This window comes from Sphingobium sp. (assembly GCF_032153725.1).
Taxonomy (GTDB): domain Bacteria; phylum Pseudomonadota; class Alphaproteobacteria; order Sphingomonadales; family Sphingomonadaceae; genus Sphingobium.
The window spans coordinates 1-22032 of sequence record NZ_JALDYQ010000001.1 but is presented as its reverse complement, the minus strand read 5'-3'; the positions used below and the strand labels follow the sequence as shown (position 1 = coordinate 22032).

20 protein-coding genes are annotated in these 22032 nt (G+C 62.3%); 7 read left to right on the top strand and 13 right to left on the bottom strand.

The features are described 5' to 3' along the window. Positions 1–53 precede the first annotated feature (53 nt). The 8 genes from rpoN to RUH75_RS00065 all read right to left on the bottom strand — a co-directional run bounded on the left by rpoN (position 54) and on the right by RUH75_RS00065 (position 9576). Positions 54–1568 carry an RNA polymerase factor sigma-54 gene (rpoN, locus tag RUH75_RS00100; RefSeq protein WP_313800935.1) on the bottom strand — a complete coding sequence of 505 codons (1515 nt, stop codon included), beginning with the start codon at positions 1566–1568 and terminating at the stop codon, positions 54–56. Positions 1569–1619: 51 nt separating this feature from the next. Next, complete coding sequence (gene lptB / locus RUH75_RS00095) at positions 1620–2405, bottom strand: LPS export ABC transporter ATP-binding protein (protein WP_313800933.1); 786 nt, start codon at positions 2403–2405, stop codon at positions 1620–1622. A 202-nt stretch (positions 2406–2607) separates the two neighbouring features. After that, positions 2608–3078: a spore coat U domain-containing protein gene (locus tag RUH75_RS00090; protein WP_313800931.1), complete on the bottom strand. Its 471-nt coding sequence runs from the start codon at positions 3076–3078 to the stop codon at positions 2608–2610. Continuing rightward, positions 3075–5462, bottom strand: coding sequence for a fimbria/pilus outer membrane usher protein (locus RUH75_RS00085; RefSeq protein WP_313800928.1), 2388 nt, complete (start codon positions 5460–5462; stop codon positions 3075–3077). The genes RUH75_RS00090 and RUH75_RS00085 overlap by 4 nt, the downstream gene beginning before the upstream one ends. 12 nt (positions 5463–5474) lie before the next feature. Beyond that, complete coding sequence (locus tag RUH75_RS00080) at positions 5475–6224, bottom strand: molecular chaperone (RefSeq protein ID WP_313800926.1); 750 nt, start codon at positions 6222–6224, stop codon at positions 5475–5477. Between the two features lie 11 nt (positions 6225–6235). Next, a complete protein-coding gene (locus RUH75_RS00075) occupies positions 6236–6745 on the bottom strand; it encodes a spore coat U domain-containing protein (protein ID WP_313800924.1) in 510 nt (169 codons plus the stop codon). An 82-nt stretch (positions 6746–6827) separates the two neighbouring features. Further along, the gene (locus RUH75_RS00070) at positions 6828–7595 is read right to left on the bottom strand and encodes an OmpA family protein (protein ID WP_313800922.1); all 768 of its coding nucleotides are present in this window, start codon (positions 7593–7595) and stop codon (positions 6828–6830) included. Between the two features lie 16 nt (positions 7596–7611). Further along, entirely contained in the window at positions 7612–9576 is a 1965-nt protein-coding gene (locus RUH75_RS00065; RefSeq protein ID WP_313800920.1) for a YadA family autotransporter adhesin, read from the bottom strand. Between the two features lie 311 nt (positions 9577–9887). On the opposite strand from RUH75_RS00065, the gene RUH75_RS00060 reads away from it, so the two are divergent. Continuing rightward, complete coding sequence (locus RUH75_RS00060) at positions 9888–10829, top strand: PAS domain-containing protein (RefSeq protein ID WP_313800918.1); 942 nt, start codon at positions 9888–9890, stop codon at positions 10827–10829. A 21-nt stretch (positions 10830–10850) separates the two neighbouring features. Here RUH75_RS00060 and RUH75_RS00055 read toward each other — a convergent pair whose 3' ends face one another. From RUH75_RS00055 to RUH75_RS00040, 4 genes are read right to left on the bottom strand one after another with little or no spacing between them, the layout of a single operon-like run. Continuing rightward, the gene (locus tag RUH75_RS00055) at positions 10851–11519 is read right to left on the bottom strand and encodes a GntR family transcriptional regulator (protein ID WP_313800916.1); all 669 of its coding nucleotides are present in this window, start codon (positions 11517–11519) and stop codon (positions 10851–10853) included. Positions 11520–11571: 52 nt separating this feature from the next. Continuing rightward, on the bottom strand, positions 11572–12015 hold the full coding sequence (locus RUH75_RS00050) for a hypothetical protein (protein WP_313800914.1): 444 nt from the start codon (positions 12013–12015) through the stop codon (positions 11572–11574). Further along, entirely contained in the window at positions 12012–13028 is a 1017-nt protein-coding gene (locus RUH75_RS00045) for a phosphotransferase family protein (protein WP_313800912.1), read from the bottom strand. The genes RUH75_RS00050 and RUH75_RS00045 overlap by 4 nt, the downstream gene beginning before the upstream one ends. After that, positions 13025–14161, bottom strand: a complete 1137-nt coding sequence (locus RUH75_RS00040) for a hypothetical protein (protein WP_313800910.1) — start codon at positions 14159–14161, stop codon at positions 13025–13027. The genes RUH75_RS00045 and RUH75_RS00040 overlap by 4 nt, the downstream gene beginning before the upstream one ends. 316 nt (positions 14162–14477) lie before the next feature. Between RUH75_RS00040 and RUH75_RS00035 the strand changes: the two genes are divergently transcribed. Next, positions 14478–16775: a TonB-dependent receptor gene (locus RUH75_RS00035; RefSeq protein WP_313800908.1), complete on the top strand. Its 2298-nt coding sequence runs from the start codon at positions 14478–14480 to the stop codon at positions 16773–16775. Between the two features lie 122 nt (positions 16776–16897). On the opposite strand, the gene RUH75_RS00030 is transcribed toward RUH75_RS00035, so the two are convergent. After that, entirely contained in the window at positions 16898–17563 is a 666-nt protein-coding gene (locus tag RUH75_RS00030; protein ID WP_313800906.1) for a TetR/AcrR family transcriptional regulator, read from the bottom strand. 179 nt (positions 17564–17742) lie between these two features. Here RUH75_RS00030 and RUH75_RS00025 point away from each other — a divergent pair, with 179 nt between their 5' ends. The 5 genes from RUH75_RS00025 (at position 17743) to RUH75_RS00005 (ending at position 21842) form a co-directional block, all read left to right on the top strand. Continuing rightward, on the top strand, positions 17743–18639 hold the full coding sequence (locus RUH75_RS00025; RefSeq protein ID WP_313800904.1) for a VOC family protein: 897 nt from the start codon (positions 17743–17745) through the stop codon (positions 18637–18639). Positions 18640–18690: 51 nt separating this feature from the next. Next, positions 18691–19617 (top strand): VOC family protein, encoded by a 927-nt coding sequence (locus RUH75_RS00020; protein WP_313800902.1) that lies wholly within the window; start codon positions 18691–18693, stop codon positions 19615–19617. A gap of 18 nt (positions 19618–19635) precedes the next feature. Continuing rightward, on the top strand, positions 19636–20007 hold the full coding sequence (locus RUH75_RS00015) for a Rieske 2Fe-2S domain-containing protein (protein WP_313800900.1): 372 nt from the start codon (positions 19636–19638) through the stop codon (positions 20005–20007). 42 nt (positions 20008–20049) lie between these two features. Then, entirely contained in the window at positions 20050–21021 is a 972-nt protein-coding gene (locus RUH75_RS00010; RefSeq protein WP_313800898.1) for a fumarylacetoacetate hydrolase family protein, read from the top strand. An 80-nt stretch (positions 21022–21101) separates the two neighbouring features. Beyond that, the gene (locus RUH75_RS00005; protein ID WP_313800896.1) at positions 21102–21842 is read left to right on the top strand and encodes an EthD domain-containing protein; all 741 of its coding nucleotides are present in this window, start codon (positions 21102–21104) and stop codon (positions 21840–21842) included. Positions 21843–22032: the final 190 nt, after the last annotated feature.

The window sequence follows — 22032 nt, the reverse complement described above, 5'->3', positions numbered from 1 at the left end:
TGATGATCCCTTGACAAGACAGGCGGCCGATCTTGCCGCCCGGGCGTCATGGGTCAAGCCGCCTGGCCGCGCAATGCCTTTTGCCGCCGCCGTTGGACCGATGATCCGATGCCCATGGATTCCCGATATTTGGCGACGGTGCGGCGGGCGATATCCATGCCCTTCGCGCGCAGCAGGTCGACCAGCGTGTCATCGGACAGGATGGCATCGGGCGTTTCGGCGCCGATCAGCGCCTTGATATGACTCTTGACCGCCTCGGCCGATACCGCGCCATCGCCGCTGGCCGCAGACACGCCGCTGGTGAAGAAATATTTGAGTTCATAAAGGCCACGCGGGCAGGCAAGATATTTGTTCGACGTCACGCGGCTGACGGTCGATTCATGCATCTGGATCGCGTCGGCCACGGCTTTCAGCGTCAGGGGCTTCAGATATTCCACGCCTTGACGGAAGAAATCCTCCTGTTGGCGGACGATCTCGCTCGCGACCTTGATGATGGTCTTCTGCCGCTGGTCGAGCGCTTTCACCAGCCAATTGGCGCTGGCAAGGCAATCGGCCAGCCAGGCTTTGGACGTCCTGTTCTGTGGGCCGGAGACAAGTTCGACATAATAGCTGCGGTTGACCAGCACGCGGGGCAGGGTTGCGCTGTTGATCTCGATCGCCCAGCCCTCGCGGGTCGGCCGCACGAACAGGTCGGGCGTGACCGGCGCGGCGCTTGTCTGGGAGAAGCGCAGGCCGGGCTTGGGATCATAGGCGCGCAACTCGCGGATCATGTCCGCCATGTCCTCCTCATCGACGGCGCAAATCCTGCGTAACTGGGGCAGGGCGCCCCTGGCGAGCAAATCGAGATTGGCGAGCAGCTTCTGCATGCAGGGGTCGTGGCGATCGGCCTCCTTCGCCTGGAGCGCCAGGCATTCCGAGAGCGAACGCGCGCCGACGCCGGTGGGATCGAAGCTTTGGATCACCTCCACCACCCGCTCGACTACGGAAAGCGGCACGCCCAACGCATGGGCGGTTTCCAGCAGCTGCGCCTCCAGATAACCGGCTTCGTCGATCTGGCCGATGAGCTGCGTCGCAATCAGCAGGTCCATGTCCGACAGCACGCTGCGCGCCTGGCCCATCAGATGTTCCTGCAGCCCTTTTTCGGGACTGGCGAAACTGTCGAAATCGGGCGCTTCGGCACCCCCGGAGAGCATTTCCATGCCCCCCGACCCGATCGTGGGACCGGCCATCCGGTCGCCGGGGCCATTATCGATGAAGGTTTCCGCGCCATAATCGACGTCGAGCGGCGAATCGGTTCCCCCCAGTCCCTGACCGATCAGCTGGTCGCTGTCGCCCACCTCCGGCGCGACGCTGTGTGCTTCCACCTCCCGATCGATGCCATCGGCAGATGGCGCGAAGTCCTCCGCCGGGCCGCCAGTCTCCAGCAGCGGATTCTTCTCCAGCTCGCCGGCGACGAAGGCTTCGATTTCCAGATTGGAGAGTGCCAGCAGCTTGATCGCCTGCTGGAGCTGCGGCGTCATGACGAGCGACTGGCTCTGTCGCAGATCAAGGCGGGGCGCGAGCGTCATCAGCCGCCGCCCTTGCCGTCAAACTGAGGAAGGGGCCGCGCGCCGGTCATGTCAGAGCGAGAAATTCTCGCCCAGATAGAGCCGCCGCACATCGGCATTGGCCACCAGCTCGGTCGGGCTACCCGCGAACAGCACCTTGCCGTCATAGATGATGCAGGCGCGGTCGACGATTTCCAGCGTCTCGCGGACATTATGGTCGGTGATGAGAACGCCGATGCCGCGCGTCTTCAGTTGTTTCACCAGATCACGGATATCCGCGATCGACAGCGGGTCGATCCCGGCGAACGGTTCGTCCAGCAGCACGATCGAGGGGTTGGCCGCCAGCGCCCGCGCGATCTCGCAGCGGCGGCGTTCACCGCCCGACAGCGCCATGGCCGACGAATCCCGCAGCCGGGTAAGGCCGAATTCATCCAGCAACTGCTCCAGCCGCGCCTGTCGCGCCGCCTTGTCCGGCTCGGCCAGTTCCAGCACCGCGCCGATATTCTGCGCGACGGTCAGGCCACGAAAGATCGATGTTTCCTGCGGCAGATAACCCAGGCCCAATATCGAGCGCCGGTACATCGGCAGCCCGGTGATATCCTGCCCATCGAGCACGATGCGGCCATGATCCGGCCGCACCAGTCCCATGACCGAATAGAAGCAGGTCGTCTTGCCCGCGCCATTGGGGCCGAGCAGACCGACCACCTCGCCCTTGCCGACGGTCAGCGACACATCGGCCAGCACGACCCGCTTGTCATAGCTTTTGGCGATGGAGATGACGGACAGGCCCTCTCCCACTTCCTTCGGAGGAAGGGGCGATGCCGGGGCTGTTCGATCCTGCATCATCACGTCGTCCATCATTCTATCCTTGCAGCCGCATGGTTGATCGCCAGTAAAATCCTGCCCCGGTCGCGACAATTGGCAAGCTTTGTGCATGGGATCGCCGCCGGGGCAAGGGGAAAATTGGTTTTGCCGGCCTCCAGGCCATGAACCGCGGCAAGATTGGGACTGGCCGCGCGGCTTTCAATGCGGAAAGGAGCACGGGTTTTGCATTTGCTTCCTAATAGGTGACGGTCACGATCACGCTGTCGGCATAGGCGCCGGTCCTTACCCATTGATGAGCCGGAAGCCGGCCGTAAACGGTCACCGACTGGCTGAACAGGAGCAGGCCATTGAGCGTGGCGGTCAGGGTGCTGGTGCCCCCTGCGCCCGTTCCCCAGATGCTGGTGCGGCTGCTGTCGGTATAGAGATTGTAACTCAGACGATCGGGGCCCTGCGCCATCTGGCGTGCCAATGCATCACCGGACGTGCCCGGGCTGGCCGCGACGTCTATCGTGCCCATCAGCGACACGGCGCCCGTGCAGTTGAGTGTCACCGTGCCTGATGCATCGCTCGGGCTGGCTGAACCGGGATCATAGCTGCCGAAACTGACGCCGCTGGCGGAGGCCGTGCAACTGCACAGCGTGCATGCGGCGGCTGGTGAGCAAAGGAGAAGGTCCACGAGGGCGGCGGCCGATGCGCGCAAGATCATTTCCGGTCTTCCTTCTTCAAAGCGATGCAAGATACCGGGCCGATGCGCGGGACAGGGACGCCTTGGGGCAAGGCCGGAACAATGGCCAGGCATGCCATTTCGGGTCCCCGCACCGCTATCCGTGCGCCTGGACGCGCGTTGGAAAGGTAAATCTCGCCGCCCTGGCCGGTTACGCCTGGTGGTTCGTCCGCGACGGTCACCGCCAGCCCAACGGGAAGCGTCACGCCGTTTTCGTCGACCAGCCACAGGGTGGCGGGATGGCTGGGCGGACTGCCGAACGTGACCTTGACCGCCTGGCGATAGCCCGGGACGATCCGTTGCTCCGGGGAGGTCACCAGCATGTCCATGGGCAGGGCATCCAGATCCACCGCGATGCGATTCGCGGCATAGGGCTGAAGCCCGGTGATCACGGCCTTCCTGCCACCGCCCGCGCGTTGCGCGACGGGGCGGTTCTCGAATGTGAGGCTTGCTTCCTCGTCGCCCAGCACATCGACCAGAGCAAAAGCATAGTCGAGGCGCGGCGCGACAACGATCTCGCCCCCCACCGTCAACAATGCGCCGCGCGCCTCCAGGCGAATGCCGTCGGTCTTCCCATGGCGCGCGGCCGACAATTCCACATCGCCGGCACCGGTGCGCCAGGTGAGGCCGCCCTCCGCCAGCGTCATGCCGCTATCGTGGTCGCGCCCGATCAGGAAACGATAGCCAAGCCCGCTGTCGGAGGGCGGCGACCGGTTGAGGCTGGCGGCGGTCCGGCCGGCGCCAGCGAAAAGGCCGGCACTGGCGCGCGGCCCTAACGGCAGGGTGATCGATCCGAACAGGCCGTCATTACCGCTTCCCGAAAGGCGCATCCGCCGCGCGCCCAGTGATAGATAGGCCGGTCCCAGATTGGCCGCATAGGACAGCGAACTGGTGGAGAAGCGCTGGTTGTCGCCCTGATCATTCTCGACATGGCTGGCGCTCAGATTGCCGATCCGCCCCAGGACCAGACTGCCCGCCACTGCCAGCTCGCTCCGCTTGCCGGCGTCCGGGCGGTCGTCGCCGACCTGCATGAAATCGGCGCTTTCCTCCTGATAGCTTGCGGTAATCGCGTAGGTCCGGGTGATCCGCTGGAACTGCGCGCGCAACAGCGTGCCGCTGCCCCATTTGCCGTGGGATGCCGCCGCGGCAAGGCTGATCTCGCCGATCGGCGCAATGACAAGGCCCAGGCCCAGCCCGGCCGCCTGGCTGTCGCCGCTGCCCTCGGCCCGGCCGAACAGTGTCAGCGTGTCGCTCAACCCATGGCGCCAGGAGCCGGCGGCAAATGGAGCGCTGTAGGAAAAGCTGCTCCAGCCGAAATTACGGCGCAGGAAACCGGCCTCCAGCGAAAAATCGTCCAGCCCTTCGCGCAGCAGCCGGGGACTGGTGTAGAAGCTGCGCATGACATTGCGCACATTGCCCCCTGCGTCGCGGATCGTCATCGTGACTTCGCCCGAACCGGTGAATACCGGCTGATAGTCGATGGTGAAATTGCCGGGCTGGACATCCAGTCTCTGTCGGCTGCTGGCCGCGGCCAGTTCCACGGTGGAGGGCAGCGCCGCCGACCCCCGCAGGACCGGCAGGGGATAGGTGATGTCGTCGGGCGTCAGCGAAAAATCGGTGCCCAGCCGAATGCCGCCGAAGCGGACCGGCCGGTTCCAGTCGCCGCCGCGCGTCAGCGTATCGCCCAGGATCAGCCGCAGCCGCCGGCCGGGAAAGTCGCGCTGGAAGCTGCTGTCCAGCCGGACGACATTTTGCCCTTCGCTCCGGACCGTCGCCGTGGTGCCGAGCACGCCCCAATTGCCCGAAAGGCCTGCGTCGAGGAAGGCGGAGGCGGACAGTTCCCCCTGCCATTCCGAAAGCGAGAGGTCATAGCCGATGAACTGCGCGGGCACCGCGCGGGCGACGGGCAGGCTGCGCGGCCCGCGCCTCAGGTGGACGGAGGGGAACAGCCTGGGATCGGCATCGATCAGCAATGCGGCGCCGTTGCCGTCCAGACGGGCGGTCAATCCGGCAAGGCCATCGAGCGCGGTGAAGCGCTGGCCGTCTATGGTGATGGCGCTCATATTGCCGGGCAGGCGGATGCCCCATGAACGGGCCGCGTCGGACGGGACGAAAAGATGACCGTCGCGAAGCGCGACCAGACAAGGTTCGTCCGTCGCTTCGCCATTGAGGACGACGGTGACCGGCAGGGGCGGTCGCATGGACGGGAGCCAGCTTGCGGCCAAGCCGATCTCCATCGATGGCAGGGAAGACATGTCGGGTGCCTCGCCGGCCTGGCTGGCGGCAGGCGAATAGAGGGCGATGGCGAGCGACAGCATGCCGGTTCGGCTGACCGGCCCGGCGCGCGACCATGCCAGGGAAGCCATGGCAAGCGGCTCTCAGTCGTCGCCATCGGCCGGAACGATCGGCGAAGCGGCGAGGCGGCCCTGTGTCGTTTCCAGCTCCACCGCCGCGACGCCGCCCGCCGCCGGGGTTGGCAGCGGCAACGCGACCCGTCCCCCGGCCAGAAGGTAGAAGCCGCGCGCCAGACGGACGGGCTCAGCCCGCGAAGCTTCCGGGCGCAGGATCACGGCCAAAATCTGGGCATGGCGGTTGCCGCGATTGACGAGAGTCAGTCTGGTCGCGCCGCCGTGCCCCTTTTCCACGGACCAGCCCATGGCCGGGGCGGCGCCGACCGGTGCGCGGAACACCGGAATGCTGATCCGCAGCAATGTCCTGATCGTGCCTGGCGCGGGATTGGCGCCGGGTAGCTCGTCCATGACGAGGCGATAGCTTTCCTCGACCGGCCCGGCCTTGTTGGGCAGGCTGCAACGGATCAGGCGGGTTTCGCCGGTCGGGATGGTGACGATGGACGGATTGACCGCGGGCCCATTCGCCTGATCCAGCAGGTCGTTGCCATCATCGTCCCGGCTCCAGCCATAGCCGCGTATCTGCACGATTGCCGGTTCCGCGCCGTCGTTGGATAACGATAGCGAGCAGAATTGCTTCTTCGGCGCGACCTCCACCCGAACCGGCGCGATGCGTAGCGTCCCTGCCAGCGCGCCACTGGCGTGGACCATCGCGCTGGCGGACAGCGCCGCCATTGCCGTGCCTGCAATGGTGCGAGCGTTTCTTTTCCATCTGTTCATGTTCGGGTCCGTCAGTAGCTGACCGTTATGGTGACGGTATCGGCATAGCTGCCCGTCGGCACATTCTGTTGCGCCGGGATGCGGCCATAGACGGTGAAGGTCGACGGCAGCACGCCGGCCGTGGTGGGCGAGGGCGTGTCCGTTCCGGGCGTGTTTCCCCAGTTCGTGCTGCGCGAGGAATCGCTGTAGAGGGAATAGCTCAGGCTGTTCCCGCCGCTCGTCATCTGCCGCGTCGTGACCGTGGCGCCCGCCTTGGTTCCGGCATTCAGGCCGACGCTGTAACTGGTTCCGGCGGTGCAGATGACGTCGAACGTGCTGGTCGCATCGGTCGGGCTGGCAGAGGTGGGATTATAGTTGCCGAATGCCATGCTGTTGGCAGTCACGATACATGCGCTCAGCACCGTGGCCGATATGCCCATGGTTGTCGTTGCGCTGGCCGCCATGGCTATTTCCGGCACCTGGAAACAAAGTCCGACAGTGATTGTCCCGATCAATATCCTGTACATAGATATATCTGCCATTATTTCATGATGTATCAGATGATACTATGATAGTATTGAAAAATGATTATTTCATTGTTTGAAATATTTGAATTTTGAGATTTTAATTCGACATAATCGTGACAACCGTTCGCCGATTCAAAGGCTCGGCCAAGCCGTCGGCCGTCTTCAGTGCCGGGGATCGCTCGCCGGCGCCTGAAATCTGAAGCCGCGCCACGGGGACCCCCAACAAAACGAGATTCCTGGCGACCGCGTCGGCCCGCATCAGGCTCAGCCGGTCGTTATAGGCATCGGGGCCGGCGCTGTCGGTATAGCCGATAATGGACAGGGACCGACCTGAACCGGCGACAGATGCGGCAAAAGCCATCAGGGTCCGGCGTGCCGCTTCGCCAAGGTCCGCCCTGGCGAAATCGAAATAGATGGATGCCGATGGGATTGGCGGGGATTGGAATGGGGGGGCAGGCTGGGGAAGGGGCGCGGCGACCTCCACCTTTCCGGCCACCGGCCAGACGGCGGCGCGGCAGTCTTCCGCACTCCAGGCCACGCCTTCCAGCCGCGTCCGCCGATCCCAGCGCAATTGCAGGCGGCAGATCCGATAGGTCGTTCCCGACCCCGTGTAGAAATTGAGGATATAGTTCCACCGGCGCACGCCGAAAAAGCCCTCATGAAAATGGGGGGCGCCCAACAGGGCATAGACCTGCCGCCTGGTCATGCCGGGCGTGAGCAGGCGCACGGTTTCCGGCGGCAGGAACACCCCTTCCCGGCGCGTGGCATGGCTCGGATCGGGGAAGGCCGACAAAGGCGCGATGTCAGGCAGGAAGACCGGATTTGCCGCCGTCGCCACGGTGATCGGCAGGACTGTCAGCGCCATGGCGACGATCCTGCGCTTAAAATGCGATGCCGAAGCCAGCATTGGCGCCTCCCTGACTCCGGCTGTTATAGGCCGCGGAAGCCTTGAAGATCAGCCTGCCATTGTCCGAAACCTTGGACAGGCCCATCGCGACGGCATGCTCGCCTTGCCAGCTGCTCATGCCGAAGCCCAGCATGCTGGTGCCCGCCTCCGAAAATTGCGGTATGCCCGCCATCGCCATCGAAGCGGCGGTGCCGCCTTCAGCATCGCGGCGCAGATTTCGCATGTTCGCGTCCAGTTGATGGAAGCGCATGTCAGTATAGGCGTTGGCCAGAGTGACCGCCTGTCCCATTCCGCCCTGAAGCTGGCGCATGTTGACGGCGTCGGTCGGGGCCACTCCGTCCGCGACATGGGTTATCTGCCGTTCGGCGCCCAGGCCGCCCACCGACACCGTATTGGCCCGGTCGGCGACCGAGGCGTAGCCCAGCGCGACGCTGGAGTCTGCCTGCGCCTGTGCCTGCGTACCGATCGCCACGCTGTTGCTGCCTGACGCCTCGGCCCCGGCTCCGGCGGCAAGGGAATCGGCGCCGCTCGCGACCGGCTTGGCATAGCCGGAAGTGTTGTTGACCTGGAGATAGCCTGACCGTCCTTCCTGAAGATCGGTAATGGCCGTCATGTTGTAGGCCAGCTGCACATTGGTCGCATAAAGCTGCGCGCCATTCACCGCATCGGTCGAAGCAGCGTCAAGCTGACCGGGCGCAACGCCCGTGATCCGCTGGTCGACGCCATTTCTGACGGCATTATAAGCCTGGGCGGCGGGGTCGTAAGGTAGCGCGTCCTGAGAGGGGGGGCTGCTGCCGGAACCGGTGGCTCCCCCCAGCTGCGACAGGTTGACTGCATCGCTGTTCGTGCTGCCTGCCGTGACGTTCGCGATGCGCGTGCCCCCCGCGCCTTCCAGCGCGACAGTGGATTTCGACGCATCCTGATATTTGACTGCCAATTCGTTGAGCACGGCGAAATCATAGGAAAGCTGGGCTATGGCCGCGCTGTTCTGAGCGACCTGATCATTGGTTGCCTGCAACTGCGACCCGTTGATGGCGTCGCTACTGCTCGCATTGACCGCGCCGGCGCTGAGGTTCGTCACCAGCGTTCCCGAAGCGCCTTGCAACGTCACGATGGCTTTGGTGCTTCCGTCATATTGCACGGCATCGTTCGACAGGGTGCCGAGCGCGTCGTTGACGGCCTGCAACTGCGCCACGTTGACGGCGTCGGTGGGACTGGCCCCGGCGGCGAGGCCGGTGATGCGGCGTCCCCCGATATTGACTTCCGCGCTCGCCGTGCCGCCGAGCAGATAGGCTGGAAGACTGAGCGTCGAACCGTTCGCGACGGAACCCGATCCCAGCGCTACACTGCCCGAATAGGATGCGGTCGCTCCTGATCCGATGGCGACTGCGCCAAAAGCGCCCACCGATGCGTTGGCGAGATTGCCGATGGCAATGGCGTCCAGTTCGCCGGCGCTGGCTGTCAGACCCGGCGTACCCAGACCGGTGATTTTGTTGCCGCCGAAGGAAATGCCTTGCGGGTTGGTGAGGCTGAAGCTGTCGGCTCTGGTTTCGCAAACCGGGTCATTGCTCAGATCGACCGTATTGCCGTTGATGTCGTTCACGCCCAGGTTGATGGGCGCGCCGGACGCGGCATTGGCAAGAGCGTTGTTCACGCCCAGATCGACCGTTCCGAACGTAAGCGTGCCCAACGTCGATTGAACGGGGGCAAGCACGGGGATGATGACGTCGCCGATCGTCTGAGTCAGCACCGATTTCGGCAGGCTCACGCCGGAACAGGCGCTGACTATATTGGCATGGGCCGCCATGCTGTGCCCGACGCCGGAAAAAAAGGTGGCAATGGCAAGAGCAATCCGTCTGCGCGCGCCGCTGTTTTCCTGCCCGGCGGCGACAGGCCGACGAAACTCCTCGAATCCCGTCCCTGATCTCTTCCCTGTCATAGGCCTCCCCTGTTGAGGCGAATGCCCTCTTGCACATCGTCTGCATATCCGATCGTGCAAGCCGATCATTCCTCGTCCCCGGGCCTGAATATGCAGAACAGGCCACTAAGGGCGTCCCAACGGGGGAAAGCGGGATTTTGCGAAAAATGCGTATTTTCAAGGCAAGGGAAAGCGCCCGCCAAAAGGTCAAATTCCCGTCGTTTCTTGCGCATTTTCCATGGCATGGGGACTAGCTTTGGGCCAGAAATAACCATAACGTTACGATATCGTTCTGATTGCTTCGGCCGGCCCCACATAATTTGCAAATTCGGATGCATCGCGCCGGAAAGAAGGAGTGCAACCCAGTGAAAGACAGCCCGTCTGGCCGGATTGTAACCGCGACGGACCTGATCCGACATTTCGCCGCGCACTCCCGGCACGCGCTGGGCGAGCCCGTCCACATCATGAACCACGGTCATGTCAATCTTTCCCTCATCTCCAGGGAATTGTTCCTTCGCCTGAACGAAGGGCCGACCACGGTTGCCGATGACAGTCGCCTCGCGGCAAAGCTGGACGTGATTCTCGATATGATTCCGACCATGGTCATCCTGGCCGACGAACAGCTGAATCTTGTACGCATCAACCTGGCGGCGCGTAAGCGGGTCGAGGTAAGCGAAGAGGAGGTGCGCGGCGTCCACCTGTCGCAGGTACTGACCGAACCTGCACATCAATTCAGCATCCGCGCGCTTGAAAGGGTGCGCGATACCGGCATTTCGGAAGAATTCGAACTCAGCCCTCCCGATCGGCCCTCGCTGGTCTGCAGGATAAAGGCCACGTCTTTTCCCCGGGGCTTTGCCCTGTTGATCGATGAGATCACCGATCGGGTGACCTTGCGCGAACAGGATGCGCGCAATGCCGCATATGAAAATCTGATCGACGGCTGGCCCGGCCTTGCACGCGGGAACTTCAACGTTCGCGGGGTTGTGACCGATATGTCATCCGCACTGGCCACGCTGATCCAGACCAATGAGAGCCGCATCATCGGTGTCCGCTTCGCGACATTGTTTGACGCTTCGAACAGAGGAGCCGTCAGCGACGCGATGGAAGCTTTGCTGACCGCCGGTCAACCGTTCAGCCTGACGGCAACGTTGCTGGGCAGCGATGCCCAAAACAGGGCGGTATGGGTCAATGCGGCGCCGCTTAAGTCGACCGGCGGGCAAACGGGTGGAGTTTTTCTGATTGGGCCAAGCCCGCTCGCCGTCATGGGCAACTGACCTCAGAAAACGGCCCATTTCTCAGCCGGGCGATTGCCGCTGGCCCACGTCGACAAGCCTGTCCTGAATTTCCGCAAGCAGTGCGGATGAATAGGTGTCGGCGGTTCGTGCGGCGTCTTCATCATCCGCGGCCAGGATCGCATCGCAAATTGCCAGCCTGCTGCTCCTGCCATGATCTTCCAGATTCACCCATGGCACCTGCATTCGCAGTAGGTGCAGCAAGGTTGCCGGGAACTGTTTTTCCAAAAAGGGATTGCCGGACAGGTTCGCAATGCTGCGATAGAAGCGATCCCGGACGCCAAGATCAGCAAGCCGGGCGGCGGCGGTCGCGGGCTGCGCCATCATCTCTCTGATCTCAGCCAGTTCGCTGCAATCGGCCTTTGCCTTCACCGCCCCGGCGGCGAGACGCGCCGCCAGAACAAGTTGGGGGCCAAAGACCTGGATCAGCGCAAACGCCTCCTCATCGCTGAACCGCCGCACATAGGTGCCGCGATAGTGATAGACGGTGACGATCCCCTCCACATCCAGCTTGCCCAGCGCTTCGCGGACATGGGCGCGCGAAAGGCCAAGCCGGGACGTCAGTTCCGCTTCGATGAGCTTCTGGCCGGGCACGTAGCGTCCGGTCAGGAAACCGTCCGTCAATTCGGCGCGCACGATCGCAAGGGGATCGGGCGGCGAGGCGTCAGGCAATTGATCCGGCAAGGAACGGCGGACCGTCATCGGCAAGGTCACCGTCATTGTCTCAAACCCGCCATAACGGTCGGACCAGGCGTCCGCGCGTCGTGACGTAATCCGTGAGGAACGTCCATATCTCACCTACCAGTTGCCGATCACCGGCAGTTTCCAGTTCCGCATGGGTGACAGTCAACGCGTTCATCAGGCGGTCCAGCCAGGCTTCGATCATCGGCGTTGCATAATCCGCCGGACCGGCGGGACAAGCTTCCAGCGCCCGATCGACAATATCCCGCGCGCTCGGGGAAAGCTTCTCCCGAGCCAGGCGGAGAAGGCGTTCGATCTCCTGCCCCCACTGCAATCTTTGGGCGACATGGCTGTCGACATCGGCTGCCAGCATGGAGAGGGTGCTCATGACGATCCCGATCTCCGGCGCCGTCTCCGGATGATCTGCCATGAACTGGGACAAGGTCCGCGTGACGCTGACAAGGATGGCGGAGGGATCGGGAGTCATGCGAGCATCCTTGCCAGATGGCTTTCCTGCCGTTCGACGTGGCCGTAGCTGACCATCGCCGTGCGAGGGTCGTCACTGATCCCGCGCGTGAATATATGGCGCATCGCTGCCCAGGTCGCCACTGCCTTCAGATGGCACAGCATTGTCCACCAGCGCAGCGCGGCCGGGTTCACCGTAATGCCGCTGCATTCCTCCCAGACCGCAATGGCCTGCTCGTGGGAGAGATAGCCGCCCGCCAGCCCGGGACGCGCGGCAAATTCCCAGTGGGGCAGGAAGTACCAGGCCAGATCTTCCAGCGGATTGCCGGGATGCGCCATTTCCCAATCCAGCACGCCAGTCACCCCGGACGTATCGAACAGGAAATTCCCGACACGATAGTCGCCATGGACCAGCGTTACCCTATCCGGAACCGGAGGAGGCGAACGGCGCAGGTGGCGGATGGCGGCCGCCGTGACGGGACGGGCCGCGGCATTGCTGTCTCGCAGCGCCTGCTCCCAGCGATCCAGTTCGATTTCCCATATCCGTCCCGGTTCCGGCGTTGCATGGCTCGCGGGAAGCGAGAGCGAGGCGTAATCGATCGCGGCAAGCCGTCCCAGGATCGCGAAGCTTTCGCGCACGATGCCTGGTGCATGATCGCGGTAAGATGGCTTGAGCAATTCGGGGGGATGCGCGATCCCCGGCAATTGGTCGATAAGCAGGAACCTGTTGCCGGTCGCACTGGCATCCCGTTCGATCCAGCAGGCCGCGGGCGCCTTGATCTGGGGATGGTCCATCAGCGCGCGCAAGATCGCGAACTCACCTTCCGAATTCGGCGCCACCGGTGAATCCTGCTGTTCGTTGAGCATCGCATAGCGGCATTCACCGGCAAGGTTCCGGGCAGTTGCCGAAAGCAGGACCACCGATCGCGAAAGGCCGGAACTGACCGATCGCGCGGAGGTGACGCGGAAATCCTCCAGCCCCAGAACCTCTCCAAGCCGCGCCTCGACCCGCGACACATAAGCGGCGTCGATCATGCCCCGGGCGCTTCGAGGAAACGGTAGCTGGGGATGCCGGCCGCGCACATGGCATACAGCATCGGATTGCAGCACTCGAAGATGCCGATCGTGGTTTCACCCTCATATTCGACGAAACAGAGATGGTCCTCGAAACCGGCAATCTCCTGCCTGATGGCTGGATCGGAAAGGTCGTAGCTCTCGCAGAAGGTGGCGCCTCCCAGGTCGTATCCATGATGATGGTTGCCCGTGGGCGTGCCTTTCCCGTCCGGACTGGTATAGCCGACGCAGCGCAGATAGGCCGTGGTGTTGCCAGTCAGACGGAAACGCACCTTGCGCGTTTCGCCATTGTTCAGAAGGTTGGTGATGACCGCTCCACGGAAATGCTTCGTCACCGGGTCGAAGTCGATCTGGTTGTCGACACGCTCGCAATATTGCGGCCCCGACGACATGTCGCCGATATTATAGAGGATGCGGTCGCCCCAAAGGCCCCAATCCTTGAATTCCACCCACTGCCCCAGGTGGGAATGCGCCTTGCCCTGGCGATTGATCGAAAAGCCGCCGACACCGTCGCGCACGCCCCAGTGATGGTCGCGGCTTCCCACAACCATATCGGGCGACAAGTCGATACGCCCGCCCTCCCATTCGATCCAGCCCTCGATCGTCCCGAATGTTTCATAGCCGCCCCAATCGTGCTGCAAATGAATGTCGGCCGGCGCGCCCGGCCGACGCGTCAGATCCATCTTCCGAAAAGATGCGCGCTTCGTATCGCGCCAACGCAGATCATAGCGCAAGCCATGCTCATTATCGTCCAGTTCCAGCCGCCATTCGGCAAATGGCTTTACCGGCTCCGCTCGCACGGGACCCACTGCCAATCGCGCCCGGTCCGCGGACAGGGGGCGCTGGGCTCGCACGGTGATCTGCCGTTCGCCGATCACGAGAAGCGCGTAACCATCCGCGATGCCGAGGTTCGGGTAGAATCCCATGCCCGTCACCAGCAGGAACGAGCCATCACGCGGCTGAGCGGTGAACCAGTAGCGCTCGAAAGCGCGGGGATCGATGGTCTGCGTATAGCGGATGGGCGTCACTGCCTGATGGATCGGATATTCATCCCAGCCCGACAATGGCGCAAAACCCTCCGGCAGTTCCTTCATGACGCTTGATCCCCATTCCCATCCTCTCCGGGTAGGCTGTATCCTTGCGTCCAAATTTGTCAACAAATTTGTAAACTAATAAATATCAAACAAACGGGAGCAGGCTCCAATGCTCTGGCGCGATCGCAATCCGCAACTTTCAGAGCCTGCCCGGCCCCTCGACCGCAGCGGAAATCCGCCGCCAGACTTCCGCCAGTTCCGGTGCGTTTCCTCGCCCGTTAAAGCAAAGCTCCCACAATATGTCATTACTGGCATCTTGACATTATAGGCAAAAAAACATAGCCGAGAAAAAAATCCTATAAGAGGGGAGGCAGAGATGATTGTAAGCCGTTGGATGAGGTGCGCGCTCGGTTTGGGCCTGACGACGACATGTTCGGCCATTGCCCACGCCGCGGTGGTCAGCCCAGCTTCTGCGGAGCAGCAGGCGGGCAACGATGTTTCGACATATGGCGACATCGTCGTGACGGCGAACAAGCGGTCGGAACGCGTCAACGACGTAGGCATGTCGATCACGGCCGTCACCGGCCTTGAACTCGCCCGGCAGGGCGTCAAGAACCCGGAAGATCTGGGGAAAATCAGCCCCGGCCTCGTCATCACGCGAACCGGTTACAACGTGCCGGTCTATACCTTGCGGGGCGTCGGCTTCTACGACAATAGCGTGACGTCGGTTCCCGCCGTCAGCGTATATGTCGATCAGGTTCCATTCCCCTATTCGATCACCGCGCAGTTCGCCGCATTGGACGTCGAACGCGTGGAAGTACTCAAAGGCCCGCAGGGAACGCTCTACGGCATCAACTCCACGGGTGGCGCGGTCAACTTCATTGCCGCCAAGCCGACTTCCGATCTTGCGGCCGGGCTGAATCTGACGGCAGCCCGTTTCGGCGCGGTCGATGTTGATGGATATGTAAGCGGCCCGCTTTCCTCCAACCTGCGCGTGCGACTGGCCGCCTCCACAGAACAGGGCGGGGCCTGGCAGACCTCGATCACCCGCGGCGAGAAGAATGGGGCCAGGGATCGTTCTGCCGCGCGGCTATTGCTTGACTGGACGCCGGCTCCCGATTTCAGCGCGCTTCTCAGCCTGACCTATGGCAAGGACAATTCCGATTCCATCATGCCGCAGTTCCAGCAGGTAACGCCGCTCAATCCGACGCATGCGATCCTGCTCGCCAATCGTCCGGCGATGGTCAACCTTGCGCCGACAGCCGATAATGCGCGCCTTACGGACTGGAATCCCGGCGGCAATTTCCAGGTCGATAACAAGGACCGGCACGCCGCGCTCACGCTGAGCTACGACATCAGCGATCATCTGAAGCTTAAATCGCTGACATCCTATCAGGATTTCCGGTCCAACTCGACCATCGATGTCGATGGCACGACCTTCACGGACCTGAACGCCTTCGTCCTGGGCCATGTCAAAGCATTTTATCAGGAACTGGCGCTTTACGGGCAATATGACCGGTTGAACTGGATCATCGGCGGTAATTACATGTGGGACAGCACCGACCAGAAAAATGGCGGCCCTGCCAATGATTCCTTCCCGGGCGTGCTCGGCTCCACCAGCACGACGACGCAAATCGGCCAGCGCACGGAAACCAAAGCGGTGTTTGTCAGCGGTGATTACAAGCTGACAGACCAACTGACGGCGCAAGCAGGCATTCGTTACACGGATTCGACCAAGAAATTCAGGGGGTGCTCGCTGGTGGACCCCGGCCTGGAAGCGTTTTGGTCCGCCAGGCTGGGTGTCGCGCGAAGCGCCGGCGACTGCATAACGCTGGGCGCTAATGGTTTGCCCGACATCGTGATCTCCGAACTGAGCCAGGACAACATCGCCTGGCGAGCGGGACTCAACTGGAAATTCGATCGCGACAGCCTCGTCTACGCGAACGTAAGCCATGGCTATAAATCGGGCGGATTCCCGCTGCTTTCCGGCACCCGCTCGCTTCAGTACACGCCTGTCACCCAGGAGGATGTCCTGGCATATGAAGTGGGCGCGAAAATCCGGCTTTCCCCGGCGGTCCGGTTGAACGCCGCGCTGTTCCGCTACGACTACACCGACAAGCAGGTTCGCGGCAGGATCATCGACCCGACCTTTGGCGCGCTTGGGGCGCTGATCAACGTTCCGAAATCGCGCATCAATGGGGTTGAAGCGCAAATGGTACTGGCGCCTCTTGCCGGATTGGACGTCTCACTGGACGGCACATATCTTGATTCCAAGATCAAGGGCAACTTCTCCAATTACGATTTCCTGGGCTCCTTCCAGTTACTGAGTGGAGAGGCCCTGCCGTTCACTCCAAAGTTCACGGGCGCGGCGAACGTGAAATATACATTCGCCGTTTCAGATAAGCTCAATGCCGAAGCCGGCTTCGTCGTGAACCATCAGTCCTCATCCAACGCCGGACTGGGCGATCTCGCTATTGCGCGGATAAAGCCCCGCACGACGCTCGACCTTTCCGCCGGCATAGGGCCCGCGGACGACAAGTGGCACCTGACGATCTGGGGACGCAACGTCACCAATGAATATTATTGGACCGGCGTATCGATGGTCATCGACATCGTCACCCGCAATGCCGCGATGCCCGCGACTTACGGAGCGACATTATCGTTGAGATATTGATGTCATCTGCGGCGATCCAAGGCGCCGCAAGTGCCAAAGCAGCAGCATGATGCGGCTGGCGACCACCGCCGATGGGCGTCTTGTCCGGGTTTGGGAGGACGCCAGCCGCCATCATGTCCGGGTCATTCAGTCGATGCAAAGGTGGCTTCGATTGTCGCCAGGCCGATCCGGACAAGTTCGGGCAGCGGCTCATTGGGCTGTTCCACCCATAAGGCAAGGGCCTGATCGAACACGCCCCGATATGTCGCGACAATCGCGCGCGCGCGCAGTGCCCCATGCGGTTGCGGTTTGAGCCGGCCCTCGATCAACTCCGACAGCCTCTCATCGGTTCGCATCCGCCCGACCGCTCCTCGTTCCGAAAAATGAGCCGATTTCATCGCACGAAGAAACCGGTCGCGGTTGACCTCATCGGAGACGAAGGTCGAGACATGTGCAAGGCTGGCGGAAATGAGCGCTTTGGGCGGTGGTTCGCTCTGTAGGCGTTCGACGAATATTTCTTCCAATTCCTTCAATGCCTGTCGGTAATCAAGATAGATCACGTCCAATTTACTGTCGAAATATCTGAAAAACGTCCGGATCGAAATATCGGCATGTTCGCAGATGAGTTCGACGGTCGTGGCTTGCACGCCCGCGTCTTCGCCGCCATTTTCGTGGTAGAGCCGCACCGCTTCCTCTATGATGCGCCGACGCATTCTCTCGCGTCGCCGCTCGGGGCGGGTTAATTTGCTTCCTTGCAACGACAGCCTCCGAACCCTTGGCATTTCTTGCTCACCATCCCCCCTTAGCAAACATGGCGGGAAGAGCCAGCCCTTGCACCCGATCCTGCGCGTCCTGCGGGGCAGGCATCCGAAGCCCCGGGCTGGCGCGACGCCGAATATCTTCGGGGGACCACATCCAACCCGATTGACACAAAAAATTAGATATCTAATTATATCCGGGGAGGATCGAATCTATGATAGTCACTGGAGTGACGCAGCTTGGTTATGTCGAGTTTGAGACAGCTCATGAAAATGCCTGGCTGGACTTGGCTCGAACGATCGGTTTTCAGCTTGTTGGGCAATCGGACGGCCGGCATGGCTTGCGCATGGATGCCGAAAGGAATGCGCGCGTGTTCTTGCGCCGGGGCAGCGTCGAGCGCCTGTCGGCAATGGGTTGGGAGGCGTCGGGACCGGACAGCTATTGCGAACTCGTGCAGCGCCTGGAAAACGCAGGGGCCCAGCCGCGCGAACGGCCCGATCTCCTGGCGTTCCGCAGTGTTCAGGCTGTGGCCGAATTTCGCGATCCGGATGGGAATACCGGCGAAGTATATTGGGGACCGAGCAACACCCTGCGGACGCAATTCCGTTCACCCGAACATGTGCAGTTCGTTGCCGGCGCGCAGGGGGTCGGCCATGTCACGATGGCCGTGCGCGACATGAAAGCGAGCCGTGAGTTCTATACTGAAGTGCTGGGCCTGAAGCTGACCGAAGTGGCGGACGTCGGATCGCTGGTCGTGACATTCATGCGCGCGGGCACCCGGCACCACTCGCTCGCCATCGCAGAGTCGAAGCGACGCGAAGCTGCCACCGATCACCTCATGATCGAGGTTGCGACGCTCGATGATCTGGGTTCGATACGCGATCGGTTGCAGGACCGCGGCCATCGTCTCAGCCGGGACCTGGGACGGCACGCCACCGATGGCGTGATCTCGATGTACATTGAAACGCCCGGCGACTTCACGCTCGAACTCGGCTGGGGGTCCTATGTTCTGGACGACGCGACCTGGGAGCATGAGCGTTTCAACCGAACTCAGTGGTCATGGGGCCACAGGCGACCTGGCGACCTGTTGGCTGCGTTCGTCGAGGAGGAAGAAAAGTCGGCCTGACAAGCGCCAGCCCCTGATGCTGGCCAAATTTCGACAATCTGGAGAAGAAGAATGAAAATCATTGGCCCTGACGAACTCGTCTTTGGCGTTGACGACTATGACGACTGCGCGGCCTTCCTGAGCGACTATGGCCTCAAGGATGCAGGCGGCGGCGTGTTCGAAGCCCTTGACGGCACCTGCGTGGTGCTGCGGCCGTACGACGATCCCTCGCTGCCGGCGTCGCTGCCCAACGGCTCGAAGCTGCGCAAAACGGTCTGGGGGGTCGAAGACGCCGAAACGCTCACGCAGATCGAAACGGAACTGAGCAGGGACCGCGAAGTCGTGCGCGCCGATGACGGTTCGCTCAGCTCGGTCGATGACATGGGCTTTGCCATCGGCTTCAGGCTTACGCGCCGCCGGCCTTTCGACGCCGATGTGGAGGCGATCAATTCGCCCGGCCACGCGCCCGGCCGTCCGGTGAATGTCATAGGTTCTGATGAACAGGTCCCCGCCCTCCCGGTGACCCTCAGCCATGTCGTCTTCTACGTGCCCGATACGGACAGGATGGAGCGCTTTTACACCGATCGCCTCAAGTTCGTCGTGACGGACCGGTTCGCCGGCATGGGACCCTTCCTGCGTCCGCAGGCGAGCGATGACCATCATTCGCTTTTCATGGTCAAGACGCCCGAGCACATGAAGGGTCTTGAGCATTTCGCCTTCCACGTCGCGGGACCGACCTCGCTCGCCATCGCCGGAACGCGGCTCATGAACAAAGGCTATGAGAGCTTCTGGGGTCCCGGGCGTCATATCATGGGATCGAACTGGTTCTGGTACTTCAAATCGCCGCTGGGCGTCGCCATCGAATATGATGCGGACATGGACAAGCTCGATGACCGCTGGGTCGCGCGCGAAATGCCGGCACATCCCGACAATTCGCAGATACTCACGCTGAAGAGTCTGGGCAAATGGCTTCCCGGCCCGCCCCCGGGCGCGCACTGACCACCCGGACAGGCCGCCATGCTGCACCTTTGCGATCTGGACGATCTTCACGTCGGGAGCGCGCGCGGTTTCGACGCGATCGAAGACGGTCCGCGTGTTTTCGTCGTGATGCAGCATGGCGGGCGCGTCGCGGGCTATGTCGACTTGTGCCCGCATTTCTGGAGCACGGGGCTGGCCTGGCGGCGCGACGCCTATCTCACTCCGGATCGCCAACATATCCGGTGCGCGGCGCACGGAGCGCTGTTCGGTATTGACGATGGGGTCTGCATCTCGGGTCCGTGCCTTGGGCAACGGTTGACTCCGGTCGACCTGCATATCGCCGACGGCGGTATCTGGCTCGATCCCGCGAATTTGCAACAGTTCCGGCCGTCCGCGCCAGCGGAACGATGAGTGCGTGGATGCACGGCCCCCGGACAAGATATGGAGCCTATTGTGACGCGTTACGCACTTGGAACTTTTTCGCGGCCGGATCGGCAGCGCTTCGTCGGTCTGGTCATCGGCGATCGGGTCGCGGCCCTCAGCGACCTCAGCGATGCCGCGCCCGCGAAGCTGTCGGTTCTCGGCCTTCTCGAAGACTGGACGGCCAGCGTGCTGTTCCTCGATGACCTGGCGGCCCGCGCCGACACCAGCGCGCCCGCTTGGCAACCCGTGGAGGTGTTGGTGGTCAACCCGCCCGTCGACCTTCCCCGTCAGATTTTCTGCACCGGCGCCAATTACCGCAAGCACGTGGTCGATATGACGGTCGATGTCGGCGTCGGACCGGAAGGCCTCTCGCGTGAGGAATTGCGCAAATGGGCGGAGGACATGATGGATCGCCGCGCGGCGACGGGCGAACCCTATGTCTTCACCAAGCCGGTTTCCGCGGTTTCCGGTCCGAACGACGATCTCGTCCTGCCGCTGACGACCCAAGCGCCGGACTGGGAGCTCGAACTTGGGGTGATCATCGGCGTTGGCGGCTTCCAGATTTCGCGCGCCAATGCGCTGAACCACGTCGCAGGCTATGCCATCGTCAACGACATCAGCGCCCGCGACCTGATCCCGCGGACCGACTACAGGCAGCTCGGCACCGACTGGCTTCGCGCCAAGGGGCAGACCGGCTTCCTGCCGTTCGGCCCCTATCTCGTGCCCTCGCACCATGTGGGCGATCCGCTCAATCTTGCCATGAAACTGACGGTGTCGGGCCAGGTCATGCAGGACGAATCGACCTCCGACATGCTCTTTGATATCTCCCGGCAGATTGAATACATCTCCACCTACTGCCGTCTCATGCCCGGCGATCTTATCTGCACCGGCTCTCCTGCCGGCAACGGCACGCATTATGGACGCTATCTGAAACCGGGCGACGTCATGATCGGAGAGATTGAGGGGCTGGGCATGCAACGCGCGCTCTGCGTTGCGCCATAAGAGTCAGATGAACAGGCGGGATTGTCGGGCGCGAAATTCTCGGCCTGGACCTTTCCTCAAACCCGACGGAGACGGCGCTGGTGAACAAAAGCAATTCCGGACAAGCCACCGGGGCGTCCTTCAAGCTTGCCCTGCTGCTTGTTCGGCGCGCGGATCTTTCCCGGGAAGCGTTCGCCACAGCGTGGATCAAGGCGCGCAAGGCCGAAGGCAATGCACCCGGCCTGCTGCGGCGCGTCTATAATGCCATAGCGGCGGACGGCGACATGCCCATTCACACCGCGTCGACATTCCGGGTTGATGGCATAGAGGAGATGTGGTTCGACAGCCGGGCATCGGCCGATGCCTGTCTCGCCGTCATTGCCCGCGATATGCAGTCCGGCGCGACATGGGAACTTGTCGATCGGAGGCGCGTGATGGCGGTGGGCGGCAATTGCCACCTCCTCATCGAAACGCCGCCCCGACAACCCGATGAATCGGTCAAGCTTCTCCTTCTGGCCGTACGGCGCGCGGGGATGACGGTTGCGGACTTTCGCGACTATTGGCTCCATCATCATGGCCAGCTGGCAATCGCCGCGCCCGGCGCGCAGGAATATCATCGGCGCGTGGAATATTGCCCGATCGACGCTCTGTCCGCCTCTCCATTTGCCGACACATCATTTGACGGATTGGCCACCATTCAGTTTCACGGCCAGGCCGAGCTTCAGGCTGCGCTGTGTGGAGACTATTATAGGGATGTTCTGGCACCTGATGAGCCGCGCTTCTCCGATCGGGAACGGTCCTTCGGCACGCCGGTGAAGGAAATACCCCTGTATCCAGTCTAGTGTGGGGATTCAGTTCAGGGTGAGGCGAAAATGGTGGATTTCGAGAACCGGCGCGCAGCGACCTTACGGGTCGTAAGCACCGGAAGCGCAGAAAGCCGGCATTTGCAGCCCATCATGGGCTGAACCCCCACATACCCTAGTCACCTGAATCTAAAGTTCGCCACATAAAGTTTGTTCGGTTTTTTGGCAG

Bases quoted from the DNA above. Each gene is read 5' to 3' on its own strand.
- rpoN (WP_313800935.1), bottom strand. From the start codon at position 1,568: ATGACGCTCGCGCCCCGCCTTGATCTGCGACAGAGCCAGTCGCTCGTC.
- lptB (WP_313800933.1), bottom strand. From the start codon at position 2,405: ATGGACGACGTGATGATGCAGGATCGAACAGCCCCGGCATCGCCCCTT.
- RUH75_RS00090 (WP_313800931.1), bottom strand. From the start codon at position 3,078: ATGATCTTGCGCGCATCGGCCGCCGCCCTCGTGGACCTTCTCCTTTGC.
- RUH75_RS00085 (WP_313800928.1), bottom strand. From the start codon at position 5,462: ATGGCTTCCCTGGCATGGTCGCGCGCCGGGCCGGTCAGCCGAACCGGC.
- RUH75_RS00080 (WP_313800926.1), bottom strand. From the start codon at position 6,224: ATGAACAGATGGAAAAGAAACGCTCGCACCATTGCAGGCACGGCAATG.
- RUH75_RS00075 (WP_313800924.1), bottom strand. From the start codon at position 6,745: ATGGCAGATATATCTATGTACAGGATATTGATCGGGACAATCACTGTC.
- RUH75_RS00070 (WP_313800922.1), bottom strand. From the start codon at position 7,595: ATGGCGCTGACAGTCCTGCCGATCACCGTGGCGACGGCGGCAAATCCG.
- RUH75_RS00065 (WP_313800920.1), bottom strand. From the start codon at position 9,576: ATGACAGGGAAGAGATCAGGGACGGGATTCGAGGAGTTTCGTCGGCCT.
- RUH75_RS00060 (WP_313800918.1), top strand. From the start codon at position 9,888: ATGCATCGCGCCGGAAAGAAGGAGTGCAACCCAGTGAAAGACAGCCCG.
- RUH75_RS00050 (WP_313800914.1), bottom strand. From the start codon at position 12,015: ATGACTCCCGATCCCTCCGCCATCCTTGTCAGCGTCACGCGGACCTTG.
- RUH75_RS00045 (WP_313800912.1), bottom strand. From the start codon at position 13,028: ATGATCGACGCCGCTTATGTGTCGCGGGTCGAGGCGCGGCTTGGAGAG.
- RUH75_RS00040 (WP_313800910.1), bottom strand. From the start codon at position 14,161: ATGAAGGAACTGCCGGAGGGTTTTGCGCCATTGTCGGGCTGGGATGAA.
- RUH75_RS00035 (WP_313800908.1), top strand. From the start codon at position 14,478: ATGATTGTAAGCCGTTGGATGAGGTGCGCGCTCGGTTTGGGCCTGACG.
- RUH75_RS00020 (WP_313800902.1), top strand. From the start codon at position 18,691: ATGAAAATCATTGGCCCTGACGAACTCGTCTTTGGCGTTGACGACTAT.
- RUH75_RS00015 (WP_313800900.1), top strand. From the start codon at position 19,636: ATGCTGCACCTTTGCGATCTGGACGATCTTCACGTCGGGAGCGCGCGC.